This window comes from Ruegeria sp. AL7 (genome assembly GCF_056536105.1).
The window spans coordinates 2,840,636-2,854,476 of sequence record NZ_JBQFJF010000001.1 but is presented as its reverse complement, the minus strand read 5'-3'; the positions used below and the strand labels follow the sequence as shown (position 1 = coordinate 2,854,476).

Genomic DNA, 13,841 nt, shown 5'->3' with positions numbered 1-13,841 from the left:
AACAGGCTTGAAGACCTGTTGGAATTAAAAAAGGCGGTGGATTGCTCCACCGCCTTTTTCATGAATTCCGTGTCGGATTAGCTTGCAGCAACAGCAGCAGCAACAACGACCAGCAGGATCAGCGGCAGCAGAATGCCCTGCGACGAACCCTGAGTTTCTTCAACAACAACTGGTGCTTCAACAACCGGCTCTTCCAGGTTGCCAGCATATGCAGTCGAAGCTGCTGCAGTCAGAGCTGCGGCGAGAACGAGTTTCTTCATATTAACCTCCAGAATTTGCACGGCTCCAATATCCAGAGCCGCACATCTAAGACTTACCTCGTAGTTTTTTCTAATCAGCATTAGAGCGGGAATGCAATTGCAACTTGACCGGTGAGCGGGTTCGTACACGAAAATGTCGTCAAATTAGCAACACTTGCGTGCCAACCTTCGCCATCGAAAACAGCTCGGCGATGTCTTCGTTGAAAAGGCCGATGCAGCCGTTCGAAGATCTGCGGCCGATTTTGCGTGTATCGTGCGTCCCGTGAATGCGATAATACTTCCAGCTCAGGTATAAAGCGTGTGTTCCCAATGGGTTATCAGGACCCGGAGGAATGTAGTCCGGCCATTCCGGATTTCTCTTCTTCATCGACGGCGTCGGAGACCAGCTTGGGCCTTCGACCTTGCGGATCACACTGGTGCGCCCGCGCCGGGTGAGTTCTTCGGTCAGCGGAACCGACGACGGGTACAATTTATAGACTGTTTGGTCATCCGACCAGTAATGCAGCGCTCTTGAGACGGTGTCGACCAATATGGCGCCATTTCTGGTGTTCGAGAAATACGGTTGCCAATCCAATGCCCGGAACCCGGATACGTTGCGGCGAACCGCCGGTTCGGTTTCGGGTGCAGGGCGCAGCGGGTCGCCCGGGATATATTGCGCCAGTGCCGGTGTAGCCAGAGTGGCGGTAGCCCCTGCCAGAAACCCCCTGCGGGTGGGCGAATGAATGCGCTTCTTGACCATGACGACGGGTCCTGTGTTTAGGTGAGGTCTGAAATCAGAGGCATTCTATTGCCAGAATGCTTCAGTCGCAAACCAAACCGGCAGAATCACGCAAGTTGTGGCCATTGCGCGTTTGCTCAGAACAAGCAGGCGCGCTATGCCCTGTTGAGATACAATAATCAGGTCGAACATGACGCGCATCGTTTCTTTACTGTTGATTTGCTTTGTCGCACTTGCGGCATGTACCAACACTGGCTCAACCACTCTGGGATCTGATGGTCGCCCATTGCCGACCGTGTACAAGATCCGCGGCAATCCGGAAAAGCTGCAGTTCCGCATGCTTGATTCGGTCAATGCTTTGCGTCAGGCTCAGGGGTTGCAGCCCGTACAGCTGAACGCGCAGCTGAACGCAGCGGCAGCGACACATTCGAAGGATATGTCGCGGCAGAACCGGCCCTGGCATTTTGGGTCAGACGGTTCATCACCAATCGACCGGGCAGCGCGTGTCGGCTATTTCGGAACGTTCCTTGGGGAAGCCATTTCCGAAACCTACGAGACCGAGACGGAAACACTTGCCGCATGGATGCAGGAACCTGGACCAAGGTCTGTCATCATGGACGCCAAAGCCACCCAAATGGGATTCGCCTGGCATCAGGAAGGCGGTGGTAAAATCTGGTGGACGCTGGAAATGGGAACCGGTGGTTGATCCGGTCAAATGAAAAGAAAAAAGCCCCCGGTTTTCGGGGGCTTTTTTTGTTAATCAGGCGGCTTGCATAGACTGCGCCTCAGTCAGGATCGCATAGAGCTTTACCGGATCAGGGTTCGCCCGGAGCTTGGTGCAAACCGAAGTATCCCGCAATGTGCGAGACACCAGCGCCAGAGCTTTGAGGTGATCAACACCCGCCTCTTCCGGTGCAAACAGCGCGAAGGCGATGTCCACAGGCTGGCGATCAACTGAACCGAAATCGATGGGCTTCTCAAGCATGACAAAAACACCTGAAACCGAATCAAGATCGGGCAGGCGCGCATGCGGCAGCGCCACACCATGGCCGACACCGGTCGGTCCAAGGCTTTCCCGCTCCAGCAGGAAATCAACTGCTTCCTGAGGATCGATGCCCAGCGTCGCCGCGGCGACGTCACCGATTTCCTGAAACAGCCGCTTCTTGCTGGAAGCCGCGGACAATACACGCACCGCTTCAGGCTTCAGTATGCTCGAAAGCTCCATGATCACGCTCCATGGCACGCACCCGCATCAGCGGGTGCAGCCCCGTATCCTTGCCTGTTACGGATCAATCCAGCCGATATTACCGTCTTCGCGACGATAAACGACATTCAATCCGTCCTTGTTTTCATTTCTGAACACCAGTACTGGCGCACCGGCAAGTTCCATTTGCATAACGGCCTCTCCAACGCTCAAAGATGGGATTTTTGTTTCCATCTCAGCCACAATCATTGGCTGAAGCGATTCGGGTTCTTCGACCGACTCCGATTCATTAGAAGCGAGGATATAAGAGGACGCCCCAAAGAGTTCAACCGGTTCGGCCCGATCCTTGTGGTGGTCCTTCAGGCGGCGCTTGTAACGACGCAACTGTTTTTCCATTTTATCACAGCATGCCTCAAATGCCGCGTAGATCTCGGTTGCATGGGCCTTGGCCTGCGCCGTCAGGCCAGTGGACAGGTGCACCGTTGTTTCGCATACATATTCATGCGCCGAACGGGAAAAGACGACGTTGGCATCCGTAGGCCGCTGCGCATACTTGCCCACGACCTCATTCAGTTCGGTCTGCACGTGTGTCTGCAACGCCGCACCGATGTCGATCTGTTTTCCGCTGATTTGGTAACGCATGTGATCTCCTTCACAATTCACACCCATTCTGACGCCGCGAAACGCGGCGAGCTTGTTTTTATCGGGTGGGGGGTAGAGACATTTTCCGCGGTTGCCTTGTTTCCAGCCCTTCGAAGAAGGGACATCGAGATCCAGACTGGAACCGGGTAAATGCCATAAGCCAATTGAGGCAAGAGACGAGGGAAGAGTCAATCAAAACAGATGTGTATATACGCGATTTCCGCCATGCAATTGGCACAACTCCGCGTAAGGTTATGAAATGCGGAAATTCTCGCCCAGATAGACGCGGCGCACATTCTCGTTTTCGACAACCTCATCAGGTGTGCCGGACATCAAAACCTGACCGTCATGCAGGATATAGGCCCGGTCGACAATTTCCAGCGTTTCCCGGACGTTGTGATCGGTGATCAGCACACCAATACCGCGTTTTTTCAAATCCGCGACCAGATGGCGAATATCCCCAACACTGATCGGGTCAACGCCTGCAAACGGTTCATCCAGCAGCAGGTATTTGGGGTCTGCGGCCAAACAGCGCGCGATCTCAACACGGCGGCGCTCGCCGCCTGACAACGCCAGAGCCGGGGCCCGGCGCAAGTGTTCGATCGAGAAGTCAGACAACAGCTCTTCCAAACGCTCTTTGCGCTTATGCGCATGAGAGACCGTGATATCCAGAACGGCAGCAATGTTGTCCTCGACGCTCATGCCGCGAAAGATCGACATCTCCTGCGGCAAATAGCCGATCCCCATCCGTGCCCGCCGGTACATCGGCAACGTAGTCACATTCTGGCCGTCTATCGTGACTTTTCCCGCCTCTGGGAACACAAGGCCCGCAACTGAATAGAACGTTGTGGTTTTACCAGACCCGTTCGGCCCCAGCAGCGCCACCACTTCGGACCGGCCCAACGTCATCGAAACATCGCGGATCACCGTCTTTTTTTTGTAGGACTTCCGCAGCTTCTCGATGCGCAGCCCGGAACTGCCCTCGGTCAGTTTCAGGTCGGGACGCGCCATCAGTTGTTTCCCTGCTGCAAGATCGTTTTGACCCGCCCGGTCATTGTCGCAGTGCCCGATGTCAGGTTGGCGTTCATCTGATCGCCACTGATGATGCTGGGGCCCTGTGTCAGCAGGACATTGCCCTTCATGACAATCTCACCCGAGCCGATCTTGTATTCAGCCCAGTCGCCTTCCGCTGCATCCGGCGGGCTGACCAGAACCACATTCTCGGTCGCCTCCATTCGCTCGATCGCCGAGCGTTCCTGATTGTAGATAACCAGCACGCGTTCGGCTGTCAGGCGCATTTCACCCTGTACGACGATGACATTCCCGATGAACTCGGCCGATCCGTCCTCTTGATTGACGTTCAGGGTTTCCGATGTCACCTCGACCGGCAGGCTCGGATCGGCATTCGCGGACCCAAAAGCCACCTGCGCCTCTTGCGCAGTCACGGGCGCGGCGCCCGCGATCAAGGCGAGGCACAAAGGAACAAATCGAAAATCGAACACAAGTTATCTTTCTGCTTTTTCAGGCTCGTATACCAGCTTCACACCATCTGTAAAAACAATATGGACCGGCCCGTCCGTTTTTTCAGTGCCAAAGGTCATACGCCCCGCGGAAAAGTTACCGATCGGACCGGTTCCGTTCACCTGCCCCGGCGTATCGCCCCGGACTTCGTCCAACGAGGTATTGAGCAGATCCGTCGTAACCTTGAGCCCATCCGCCGTGGTGATGACCACGTCACCAACAAAGGTAGCTGTTCCACTATCCGGACGGATCAGGCCGGAATTCGAATCCAGCGTAATTGTGCCGCCATTGAGCAGCCCAAATCGGCCGCGAAACTCGGACGCGGTCGGAACCGACGCCTCGGTGCCCTGCGTCGCTTGCACCGCCTCGATATGCACGGTCTCTCCCTTGCGGGTCGTTCCGCGGTAATCCGGCCGCGTTACCACCTGTTGTGCCAGTCTCTCATCAATGTCTTTCTGCGCGAAAGGCACGGAAACGTTTGTTTCGATGCTGCGGGACAGCAGGAATACCGTGGACAACATCACAATAGCCGCAAGCGGCAACAGCACCTTCAGGAACTGCACCATGCGGGAATATCTGTCCACTTCAGCCTCCCTCAGCCCAGACCGACGCGCAGGCAATCGTGGATGTGAAGCAGCCCCAAAGCCTGACCTGATGTCGCCTCGTCAACCACGAAGAGCGAGGTGATCTTACGGTCATTCATGATTGCTACCGCTTCTTCCGCCAACGCACCCGGGGATATGGTTGTGGGGTTGGGGGTCATGACCTGCTCGGTCGTTTTGTTCAGCAGCCCATCCATGTGGCGCCGCAAGTCACCGTCTGTAATGATCCCTGCCAATTGACCCTGCGGGTCTGTTACGCCAGCAACACCAAACCCCTTCTGGCTGATTTCGATCAGCGCATCGCTCATCGGAGTATGTGCCGCAACCAGAGGCAGGGCCTCTCCGACATGCATCAGATCCTGTACTGTGCTCAGCCGAGCGCCCAGTTTGCCACCGGGATGGAAGGCACGGAAATCCTCGGGCCGGAAATCGCGGTATTTCATGAGGGCAATCGCCAGTGCATCCCCCATGGCAAGGGTCAGCGTTGTGGAGATCGACGGCACCATACCAAAACCGCAGGCCTCGCCCATCGACGGGATCAGAAGATGTACGTCGGCCTGTTTCATCAATGTGCTGTCAGGTTTGCTGGACAATCCAATCAGCCGAATGCCAAAGCGGCGCGTAAAGGCCAGCAGATTGGCAAGTTCCGGTGCCTCGCCCGAATTCGAAATCGCCAGAACCACATCACCCTTGGAGACCATGCCAAGATCACCATGGCTGGCCTCGGCCGGATGCACGAAATAGGCAGGCGTTCCGGTGCTGGCCAGCGTGGCCGCAATCTTGTGACCTATGTGGCCTGACTTGCCGATGCCGCTGATTATGATGCGCCCGGTGGCCTGAAGGATCAGCTGCACGGCTTCAGCAAAATGCGCGTCCAGACTGTCGGCAAGTACGTCCAGCGCGCGGGCTTCGTCAGTCACCACCTGACGGGCGGTTTTCAGGAATGCTTCGGTATCGGTCATGAGTGCGCAAAGATATCCGTTTCGGGCCAACCGGCGAGGTCCAGTTTCGCACGCATCGGCAGGAAGTCAAAACAGGCCTGCGCCATTTCAGTCCGGTCCTCGCGAGCCAGCCGAATGTTTAGCGCATCGCGCAGCTGATGCAGATAAAGAACGTCAGACGCAGCATAATCCAATTGAGCGTCCGTAAGTGAGACTGCGCCCCAGTCGCTCATTTGTTGCTGTTTGGAAATATCGACACTGATGAGTTCCTGGCACAGGTTCTTGAGCCCATGCCGGTCCGTATAGGTCCGCACCAGGCGGCTGGCGATCTTGGTGCAATAGACCGGCGCGGCCAGAGCACCAAATGTATGGTACATGGCGGCGATGTCGAAGCGCCCGAAATGGAACAGCTTCAGAATGTCAGGGTTTTCCAGCAAGGCACATAGGTTCGGCGCCTCAGTCTGGCCTTTTTCCACCTGCACGATATGGCTGTTGCCGTCACCACCCGACATCTGAACCACGCACAAGCGGTCCCGATGTGGGTTCAGACCCATGGTTTCACAGTCAATGGCCACAACAGGGCCCAGATCCAGCCCGTCCGGCAGGTCGTTTTTGTACAAATGGTTCGCCACCCGACTATTCCTTTGTGCGGTATCGCCTCCGAGATAGGCGGTTTGGTCCATAAACTCAACGCCGTCCAAAAGTCACGGGCAAATCCCCGCAACAAGATTGACAATATCCTCATGGGGGGGATAGGGATACGTCATGACAAATTTACCCCGCGAGTCGCATCCGCATATCACGGCAAGGCTGAAACGGGCCCACGGGCATCTGGCAAAGGTCATTGCCATGCTTGAAGGTCAGGCGCCCTGTTCTGACATCGCCCAACAGCTGTTTGCCGTTGAAAAAGCGGTCACCAACGCCAAGCGCGCCTTGATCCATGATCACATCGACCATTGCCTGTCTTCCGATGGCGATAGCGGCGGGATCGAGGATTTCAAAGCCATTACGAAATACCTCTGAACCATGCTGAGCATTCTAAAAAACCGGACCTACCGCCACCTGTTTGCTGCCCAGATCGTCGCCCTGACCGGAACCGGGCTGGCCACAGTCGCGCTTGGGCTGCTGGCCTTTGATCTGGCCGGAGACGCTGCTGGCCTTGTGCTGGGCACCGCGCTAACGATCAAGATGGTGGCCTATGTCACCGTGGCCCCCCTGGCCGCTGCATTTGCCGAGCGGCTGGACCGTCGGAAAATGCTGGTTCTTCTGGACCTGATCCGCGCCGCAGTCGCTGTATGCCTGCCTTTCGTGACCGAGGTCTGGCAAATCTATGTGCTGATCTTCGTGCTACAATCCGCTTCGGCAGGCTTTACGCCTGCTTTTCAGGCAACGATCCCGGACGTCTTGCCGAACGAAAACGAGTATACCCGCGCTTTGTCACTGTCACGTCTTGCCTACGACATGGAAAGCCTGCTGAGCCCGATGTTTGCCGCGGCACTTCTGTTGCTGGTCAGCTTCAACAGCCTGTTCTGGGGCACAGCGCTGGGGTTTGTTGCCTCGGCATTGCTGGTGGTCTCGGTCGTCCTGCCCTCGCCCAAGCCCAGCAAACCACGCGGGATTTATGACCGCACGACACGCGGAATTCGCATCTACCTGAAAACGCCCCGGCTGAGGGGGCTGCTTGCGCTTAATTGGAGCGCCGCAGCGCTGAGTTCGATGGTAATCGTCAACACAGTGGTCATCGTGCGGGCCACCCTTGGCCTGTCAGAAAGCGCCGTGGCCATTGCACTGGCCGGATTTGGCGGCGGGTCGATGCTGGCGGCGTTTACTCTGCCCCGACTGCTGGATCGGATCGAGGATCGCAAGGTTATGCTGTCCGGAGCCATTCTTGCGTCGGGCGCTATGGCCGTCGCCTCGGTTCTGACCGCGACGATCCCGCTTACGCTGGGTGTCCTTGCCGTTTTTTGGGCTTTTACTGGCTTTGGGTATTCTACAACCCTTACGCCTTCGGGTCGTTTGTTGACCCGTTCGGCCCATCCCGAAGACCGCCCAGCTGTCTTTGCCGCACAGTTTACTCTGTCACACGGTTGCTGGTTGGTGCTGTATCCGCTGGCTGGATGGATAATGACCGTCTATGGGCCGACTGTTGCGCTCGGCAGTATGTCCATTCTGTCCGTGGCAGGCGTGATTGTGGCAGTCAGCCTTTGGCCGCGTGACGATCAGGAACCGGTTGTTCACACTCACCCCGATCTGCCAGCCGATCATCCGCATCTGGCCGGGGCGGGCCCGCACGCGCACCCGATCATAATCGACGACCTGCACCCACGCATACCGCGTGAGCCTTGAGAAAGGGCGTCAATCTGATCTAAACCCGGACTTACCGCAAACCGGAGCCCCAATGGACCAGCTAGACCGCCGTATCATCGCCGCCCTGCAAGCCAATGCGCGTGCCTCGACCACGCAGATCGCGGCCTCGCTGGGTGTGGCCCGCACAACTGTGCATGAACGGATCAGTCGGCTGGAGCATCGCGGCGTAATCACGGGATACACCGTGCGCCTTGGGTCCACAGAAGACACGCCCAAAGTGCAGGTCATCGTCATGCTGGAAGTGCAGCAGAAGGAAACCAACCGGATCCTTAAACGGCTCGAGGCCTATCCCGAGGTCAAACTGTGCCTGTCGATCAACGGCGAATTCGATCTGATGCTGACCGCAGATGCCCCGAGGCTGGAGGATCTGGACATTCTGGTGGACGATCTGGCGAAGATCCCCGGCGTCCTGCGCACCAATACAAGCGTTGTTTTCGGGCGCAGGATCGACCGAAACTGAGGCTGCGATAACCCTCTGTAAACCGATCGGCGGCTAGCTTGGCCGGGAACACCAGAATCCCGGACCGGCAGAATGCCAATTCGCAGAATACCGATTGCTTTCATGATACTGCTTGTGCTGTTGGCGCAGGCGGGTTCTGCTACGCACGCAGCACCGACAGGCGGGCTTTGTGATCAGGCCGCGCACCGTGCGGCACTGTCCGAAGATGTTCCGCTGGACGTGCTGCGCGCCATAACTCGCGTCGAAACCGGCCGACAGATAGACGGGCAGTTGCAGCCCTGGCCTTGGGCCATAAATGCCGAAGGTCAGGGGTATTGGTTCAAGTCCGAGGCCGAGGCCAAGGCCTATGTTTTCAAAATTTTCAAAGCAGGCTCTCGCAGCTTTGACGTCGGGTGTTTCCAGGTCAATTATCGCTGGCATGGCAAGGCCTTCCGCTCGATCGATGCGATGTTTGATCCGGATGCGAACGCAACCTACGCCGCCCGCTTCCTGAAAGACCTTTATTTCGAGCTTGGTTCGTGGCCGGCTGCGGCCGGGGCGTATCATTCCCGAACGAATGCTCTGGCCGAAGCTTATCGTGGTCGGTTCCAGACAGTGATGGCTCAATTGGACAACCCGCCCTCGCACGGGTTTTCTGGCAAGTCACCCGATCCGTTCACAAGGGCCGGAACGCCCTTGATTCCGATGCTAGTGGCCGCACCCGCCACCACTGCCCTGGGCTCTCTGGTGCCGACCAACGACACAGTTACTGCCTTCATCCCTTTCAATTAGGAAACCTTCGTGCCCCAGTTTGACATCCGGTCCCTGTTTTCACCCACTGTCCTGCTGGCGCTGGCGCTGATGACCGTCATCGTCATGATGATCCTGCCCATGCCTGCCTGGGTGCTGGATGTGGGGCTAGCCGCCTCTTTCGCGCTGGCCATCCTGATTTTCACTCTGACGCTGTTCATCGAACGTCCGCTGGATTTCTCGTCCTTCCCAACGATCCTGCTGGCATCGCTGATGCTGCGCCTGTCGCTGAACGTCTCGTCGACCAAACTGATCATCGGTCAGGGGCATACTGGACCCAACGCAGCTGGTGACGTGATTGAAGGGTTCGCCAATTTCGTCATGGGCGGCAGCATCTTTCTGGGTCTTGTGGTTTTCGGCGTACTGCTGATCGTGAATTTCATGGTCATCACCAAAGGGGCCGCCCGTATGGCCGAGGTCGGCGCGCGCTTTGCCTTGGACGGGATGCCGGGCAAGCAGCTTGCCATCGACAGCGACATGTCAGCCGGGGCCATCGACCATCAGCAAGCCAAGGAACGGCGAGAACGCGAACAGCAGGAAACGACATTCTTCGGCTCGCTCGACGGTGCGTCGAAATTTGTCAAAGGTGATGCCGTTGCCGGCCTTCTGATCACTCTTTTGAACCTTGTTATGGGTTTGGTCATGGGGGTGATCGTGCACGGAATGCCGGTGGCTTTCGCGTTCGAGACTTATGCAATCCTGACCGTCGGTGATGGTCTGGTCTCGCAAATCCCTGCGGTTATCATCTCGATTGCCTCTGCATTGCTGCTGGCGCGCGGCGGAACACAGGGTGCCACCGACAATGCCATTTTCTCCCAACTCGGGCGGCATCCGGCTGCGCTGTCTACCGTGGCGGTTCTTATGGTTCTGTTTGCGCTGGTGCCCGGCCTGCCTTTCCTGCCGTTCATCCTCGGTGCAGCTGTACTTGGTTATGCGGCCTACAGAGTTCGGAAAAAGCAGAAAGAAACAGACCCGTCATTGCATTCGCAGGCGACCGAAACCGAGGTGTCGGTCTCGCAGGCTATTGGTGATATTCTGGACTTGGATGACGTGCACCTTGAATTCGCACCCGATCTGGTAAGCTTGGTTTTGAATCCCGGAACCGGGTTGGATGCCCGCATCGCCAATATGCGCAACTACGTGGCGTCTACCTTCGGATTGATCCTGCCCGAAATTCGCCTGACTGATCGAGCCGACCTGCCAACCGGAACCTATGTGATCAAGGTTCAGGGGGTCGAACAGGCGCGCGGCGTTCTGAACCCCGATCTGGTTCTGGCTCTGGTTCAGGACGGGTTCGATCTGTTGCCCGAAGGCAATGACGTGACCGAGCCGGTTTACGGCGCGCCTGCCCGCTGGATCCTGCCCAAACATCAGGAGGACGCAGCGCTGAACGGGGCCACTATCGTCTCACCGCCCGAGATCCTGGCCACGCATCTGCTAGAGATTATCAAGCAGAACTTCTCGCGCTTGCTGACGTTGAAATCCCTGCGCCGCCTGCTGACCGAAATGACCCGCCTGAGCGACCCAGTTCGGGCTGAGGCAAACCGCAAGTTGCTGGATGAATTGATCCCCGACAAAGTGCCAATGGACACATTGCACGCCGTTCTGCGACTGCTTCTGGAGGAACGGGTTTCGATCCGGAACATGGCCCTGATCCTTGAAAGCGTTGCCGAAGCACGGCTGACAACCACCCAGCCTGAAGGCATCTGCGAATTGGTACGCCAGCGTCTCGGATTTCAACTGGTCGCCGATATGAAGCGTGAGGATGGCTCGATCCCGCTGATCCAACTGGCCCCCGAGTGGGAGGAAACGTTCACCACCTATCAGGTCGACGCGCCCAGCGCCGGACTGGATGTCGCGCTACCGCCGAACCTGTTTAACAAGCTGGCCGACGGCATGGTCAGCTGTATCGCCAGATCTGCTGATAACGGTTTGTTTCCTGCTGTCGTGACCTCGACCCGGCGACGCCGGTTGTTGCGTACGATCATGCATGCGCGCGGTGTTCCAAACCCGGTCCTTTCTTTTGAGGAAATCGGGTTGGAAGCCAAACCCGCGCTGGTAGGAACTGTTCCCGCGTGATCGCTCTGCCGCCAGAATTGTTGACGCAGCTGGTCGAACCGCTCTGGCAGGCCTTCGCGGTTTTTCTGCGCGTCTCTGCTTTGGTTTCGCTGCTGCCTGCTTTCGGCGAGCGCAGCATTCCAACACGGATGAAACTGGGGATATCCGTCGCCTTTACCCTGATCATTTTTCCGGCAACCCAACCTTTGGACCTGTCTCTCAACCTGTGGACGCTGGGGCGGTTGGTTGGGACAGAAATCCTGATTGGGCTGGCGCTTGGAACCGGGCTGCGGCTGTTTGTTTTGGCGCTGCAAACCGCCGGATCCATTGCCGCGCAATCCACGTCATTGTCGCAATTGCTGGGTGCGGCGGCCACTGATCCTGTTCCGGCAATGGGATACCTGCTAACGATCGCGGGGCTAACGCTTGCCGTCATCATGGGCTTGCACGTACGGGCCGCGCAATTCCTGATCCAGAGTTATGCCCTATTCCCCATGGGGTTGGTGCCAAGCTCGGCAGATTTGTCCCATTGGGGAGTGCGACAAATCTCACGCAGCTTTGGGTTGGCCTTCTCGCTGGCAACGCCATTCGTCATCGCCTCGTTGATCTACAATCTTGCACTTGGGGTTATCAACCGGGCCATGCCGCAATTGATGGTCGCCTTCGTGGGCGCGCCAGCAATAACGTTTGCCGGGCTGTTTCTGCTGTTTACGGGCGCACCATTGATCCTCTCTGTTTGGTCTGACGCGCTGATTGCCTTCTTCATGAACCCGATCGGAGGCCAGCGATGAGCGGTGCCGATGACGACAGCGACAAGTCATACGAGCCGACGCCGCAAAAGCTCCAAAAAGCCCGTGAAAAGGGTGAAGTTCCCAAGTCCAACGACTTGTCGGTTGTTGCGGCATATACCGGACTGCTGATCGCATTGTTGGCGGCAGGGCAGTACGCGGTCGCGCAATTGGGAACTCTGTTCATGGTCCTGATCGACCAATCCGACCAGATCGCGAACCTTCTGAACATGGGACCTGCGACAGCGACGGTTGCCGGAATTCTGAGTGGCGCGTTACCACCCATTGCCGTGCTTTTCTGCCTGCCCGCGGTGGCCGTTCTGCTAAACCTGATTGCCCAACGCACGCTGGTGTTCGCCCCCAGCAAACTGAAACCAAAGCTTTCGCGGATTTCCTTTGTTTCGAATGCCAAAAACAAGTTCGGGCGCGGTGGCTTGTTCGAGTTCGCCAAGAGTGCAACCAAACTGGCGATTTACAGCCTGTGCCTCGCACTTTTCATCAAGTCGAATCTGGCCGAAATTCTGTCTGCCAGCGCGGCCCCGGCAAAGTCATCCATACTGCTGATGATGAACCTGTTGTTTCGCTTCCTGTTCATTGTGGTTGCCATCGCACTCGGCATCGGCGTTATCGACTTTCTGTGGCAATACGCCGAGCACATGCGCAAGAACCGCATGTCGCGCAAAGAGATCCAGGATGAAACTAAGGACGCCGAAGGCGACCCGTATGTAAAGCAACACCGCCGTCAACGTGCACAGGAGATCGCCTCGAGCCAGATGATGGCAGATGTTCCGGGCGCGGATGTTGTTATCGTAAACCCCACCCATTTTGCTGTTGCACTGAAATGGACCAGGGCTACTGGCAGCGCACCTGTTTGTGTTGCCAAAGGTGTGGATGCAGTAGCCGCTTCCATCCGTTCTGCTGCGGCTCAGGCCGGCGTTCCGATCCGCTCGGATCCTCCGACGGCGCGTGCGCTTCACGCAACTGTCGACATCGGGCAGGAGATCTCCGAAGAACATTTTCGCCCCGTTGCCGCTGCAATCAGGTTCGCCGAAGCGATGCGGAAACGTGCAAAGGAGCAGATCCGATGAAGGACACTCAGTTAAGCGGGCTGGACAAAATAGCCGACGTCGCTTTCCAGAAGCAATTTCAGACACTCCGCCCAATCCTCGAGGCCGAGGCCAGAATTCAGAACCAATTGGCGAAACTGGATCATCAGCTTGACCAGGTGCGCAAAGCCAGCGGTTGGACAGAAGGATATCAGATATCGGGGGCCGACATTCTTTGGAATGGCTGGGAATCTGCCACGCGCCGCGCGTTGAACATGCGACTTGCCCAAACGCGCGCTCAGAAACTGGCCGGTCTGGAGGCGCTCAGAATTGCATTTGGCCGCAAACAAGCCGTCGCAACCCTGCGGGAGCAGCAGCTGAAAAGCCATCGGCAGGCCGTTGCCCGAAAGCAAACCCGTTAATGCTGACCGGATCCGTACCGTGA

18 protein-coding genes are annotated in these 13,841 nt (G+C 57.2%); 9 read left to right on the top strand and 9 right to left on the bottom strand.

The window, feature by feature from the left end; translation table 11 throughout:
• Positions 1-77: 77 nt before the first annotated feature.
• The gene (locus ACR3E2_RS14340; protein ID WP_117870963.1) at positions 78-260 is read right to left on the bottom strand and encodes a hypothetical protein; all 183 of its coding nucleotides are present in this window, start codon (positions 258-260) and stop codon (positions 78-80) included.
• A 139-nt stretch (positions 261-399) separates the two neighbouring features.
• On the bottom strand, positions 400-999 hold the full coding sequence (locus tag ACR3E2_RS14335; protein WP_267363097.1) for a L,D-transpeptidase: 600 nt from the start codon (positions 997-999) through the stop codon (positions 400-402).
• Positions 1,000-1,168: 169 nt separating this feature from the next.
• On the opposite strand from ACR3E2_RS14335, the gene dalA reads away from it, so the two are divergent.
• A complete protein-coding gene (gene dalA, locus ACR3E2_RS14330) occupies positions 1,169-1,684 on the top strand; it encodes a divisome-associated lipoprotein DalA (RefSeq protein ID WP_267363096.1) in 516 nt (171 codons plus the stop codon).
• A 54-nt stretch (positions 1,685-1,738) separates the two neighbouring features.
• Here the strand turns inward: dalA and ACR3E2_RS14325 are convergent, their stop codons facing one another.
• The 7 genes from ACR3E2_RS14325 to ACR3E2_RS14295 all read right to left on the bottom strand — a co-directional run bounded on the left by ACR3E2_RS14325 (position 1,739) and on the right by ACR3E2_RS14295 (position 6,520).
• Complete coding sequence (locus ACR3E2_RS14325; RefSeq protein WP_267363095.1) at positions 1,739-2,203, bottom strand: PTS sugar transporter subunit IIA; 465 nt, start codon at positions 2,201-2,203, stop codon at positions 1,739-1,741.
• 57 nt (positions 2,204-2,260) lie between these two features.
• Entirely contained in the window at positions 2,261-2,824 is a 564-nt protein-coding gene (gene hpf / locus ACR3E2_RS14320; RefSeq protein WP_480483926.1) for a ribosome hibernation-promoting factor, HPF/YfiA family, read from the bottom strand.
• Positions 2,825-3,076: 252 nt separating this feature from the next.
• Positions 3,077-3,835, bottom strand: a complete 759-nt coding sequence (gene lptB, locus ACR3E2_RS14315; protein WP_480474775.1) for an LPS export ABC transporter ATP-binding protein — start codon at positions 3,833-3,835, stop codon at positions 3,077-3,079.
• Positions 3,835-4,326: an LptA/OstA family protein gene (locus ACR3E2_RS14310; protein WP_480483925.1), complete on the bottom strand. Its 492-nt coding sequence runs from the start codon at positions 4,324-4,326 to the stop codon at positions 3,835-3,837. Before ACR3E2_RS14310 ends, lptB begins: the two co-directional genes overlap by 1 nt.
• Positions 4,327-4,329: 3 nt before the next feature.
• Complete coding sequence (lptC, locus tag ACR3E2_RS14305) at positions 4,330-4,929, bottom strand: LPS export ABC transporter periplasmic protein LptC (RefSeq protein WP_267363092.1); 600 nt, start codon at positions 4,927-4,929, stop codon at positions 4,330-4,332.
• Between the two features lie 11 nt (positions 4,930-4,940).
• Positions 4,941-5,909, bottom strand: a complete 969-nt coding sequence (locus tag ACR3E2_RS14300; protein ID WP_480483924.1) for a KpsF/GutQ family sugar-phosphate isomerase — start codon at positions 5,907-5,909, stop codon at positions 4,941-4,943.
• Positions 5,906-6,520 (bottom strand): ribonuclease D, encoded by a 615-nt coding sequence (locus tag ACR3E2_RS14295; RefSeq protein ID WP_480483923.1) that lies wholly within the window; start codon positions 6,518-6,520, stop codon positions 5,906-5,908. Before ACR3E2_RS14295 ends, ACR3E2_RS14300 begins: the two co-directional genes overlap by 4 nt.
• Before the next feature lie 133 nt (positions 6,521-6,653).
• Between ACR3E2_RS14295 and ACR3E2_RS14290 the strand changes: the two genes are divergently transcribed.
• The 8 genes from ACR3E2_RS14290 to ACR3E2_RS14255 all read left to right on the top strand — a co-directional run bounded on the left by ACR3E2_RS14290 (position 6,654) and on the right by ACR3E2_RS14255 (position 13,818).
• Positions 6,654-6,911 (top strand): metal-sensing transcriptional repressor, encoded by a 258-nt coding sequence (locus tag ACR3E2_RS14290; RefSeq protein ID WP_480474768.1) that lies wholly within the window; start codon positions 6,654-6,656, stop codon positions 6,909-6,911.
• Positions 6,912-6,914: 3 nt separating this feature from the next.
• Positions 6,915-8,234 carry an MFS transporter gene (locus ACR3E2_RS14285; protein ID WP_480483922.1) on the top strand — a complete coding sequence of 440 codons (1,320 nt, stop codon included), beginning with the start codon at positions 6,915-6,917 and terminating at the stop codon, positions 8,232-8,234.
• Between the two features lie 52 nt (positions 8,235-8,286).
• Positions 8,287-8,715, top strand: a complete 429-nt coding sequence (locus tag ACR3E2_RS14280) for an Lrp/AsnC family transcriptional regulator (protein WP_480474766.1) — start codon at positions 8,287-8,289, stop codon at positions 8,713-8,715.
• Positions 8,716-8,787: 72 nt separating this feature from the next.
• Positions 8,788-9,486 carry a transglycosylase SLT domain-containing protein gene (locus ACR3E2_RS14275; protein WP_480483921.1) on the top strand — a complete coding sequence of 233 codons (699 nt, stop codon included), beginning with the start codon at positions 8,788-8,790 and terminating at the stop codon, positions 9,484-9,486.
• Between the two features lie 69 nt (positions 9,487-9,555).
• Entirely contained in the window at positions 9,556-11,583 is a 2,028-nt protein-coding gene (gene flhA, locus ACR3E2_RS14270) for a flagellar biosynthesis protein FlhA (protein WP_480483965.1), read from the top strand.
• Positions 11,580-12,353 carry a flagellar biosynthetic protein FliR gene (locus tag ACR3E2_RS14265; protein WP_480483920.1) on the top strand — a complete coding sequence of 258 codons (774 nt, stop codon included), beginning with the start codon at positions 11,580-11,582 and terminating at the stop codon, positions 12,351-12,353. The genes flhA and ACR3E2_RS14265 overlap by 4 nt, the downstream gene beginning before the upstream one ends.
• Positions 12,350-13,438, top strand: coding sequence for an EscU/YscU/HrcU family type III secretion system export apparatus switch protein (locus tag ACR3E2_RS14260; RefSeq protein WP_480483919.1), 1,089 nt, complete (start codon positions 12,350-12,352; stop codon positions 13,436-13,438). The genes ACR3E2_RS14265 and ACR3E2_RS14260 overlap by 4 nt, the downstream gene beginning before the upstream one ends.
• Positions 13,435-13,818, top strand: a complete 384-nt coding sequence (locus ACR3E2_RS14255) for a hypothetical protein (RefSeq protein ID WP_480483918.1) — start codon at positions 13,435-13,437, stop codon at positions 13,816-13,818. Before ACR3E2_RS14260 ends, ACR3E2_RS14255 begins: the two co-directional genes overlap by 4 nt.
• The last annotated feature ends 23 nt before the right edge of the window (positions 13,819-13,841 follow it).

Bases quoted from the DNA above. Each gene is read 5' to 3' on its own strand.
- ACR3E2_RS14325 (WP_267363095.1), bottom strand. From the start codon at position 2,203: ATGGAGCTTTCGAGCATACTGAAGCCTGAAGCGGTGCGTGTATTGTCC.
- dalA (WP_267363096.1), top strand. From the start codon at position 1,169: ATGACGCGCATCGTTTCTTTACTGTTGATTTGCTTTGTCGCACTTGCG.
- ACR3E2_RS14290 (WP_480474768.1), top strand. From the start codon at position 6,654: ATGACAAATTTACCCCGCGAGTCGCATCCGCATATCACGGCAAGGCTG.
- ACR3E2_RS14260 (WP_480483919.1), top strand. From the start codon at position 12,350: ATGAGCGGTGCCGATGACGACAGCGACAAGTCATACGAGCCGACGCCG.
- ACR3E2_RS14300 (WP_480483924.1), bottom strand. From the start codon at position 5,909: ATGACCGATACCGAAGCATTCCTGAAAACCGCCCGTCAGGTGGTGACT.
- ACR3E2_RS14280 (WP_480474766.1), top strand. From the start codon at position 8,287: ATGGACCAGCTAGACCGCCGTATCATCGCCGCCCTGCAAGCCAATGCG.
- ACR3E2_RS14335 (WP_267363097.1), bottom strand. From the start codon at position 999: ATGGTCAAGAAGCGCATTCATTCGCCCACCCGCAGGGGGTTTCTGGCA.
- ACR3E2_RS14285 (WP_480483922.1), top strand. From the start codon at position 6,915: ATGCTGAGCATTCTAAAAAACCGGACCTACCGCCACCTGTTTGCTGCC.
- flhA (WP_480483965.1), top strand. From the start codon at position 9,556: ATGACCGTCATCGTCATGATGATCCTGCCCATGCCTGCCTGGGTGCTG.
- hpf (WP_480483926.1), bottom strand. From the start codon at position 2,824: ATGCGTTACCAAATCAGCGGAAAACAGATCGACATCGGTGCGGCGTTG.
- ACR3E2_RS14340 (WP_117870963.1), bottom strand. From the start codon at position 260: ATGAAGAAACTCGTTCTCGCCGCAGCTCTGACTGCAGCAGCTTCGACT.
- ACR3E2_RS14255 (WP_480483918.1), top strand. From the start codon at position 13,435: ATGAAGGACACTCAGTTAAGCGGGCTGGACAAAATAGCCGACGTCGCT.
- ACR3E2_RS14275 (WP_480483921.1), top strand. From the start codon at position 8,788: ATGCCAATTCGCAGAATACCGATTGCTTTCATGATACTGCTTGTGCTG.
- lptB (WP_480474775.1), bottom strand. From the start codon at position 3,835: ATGGCGCGTCCCGACCTGAAACTGACCGAGGGCAGTTCCGGGCTGCGC.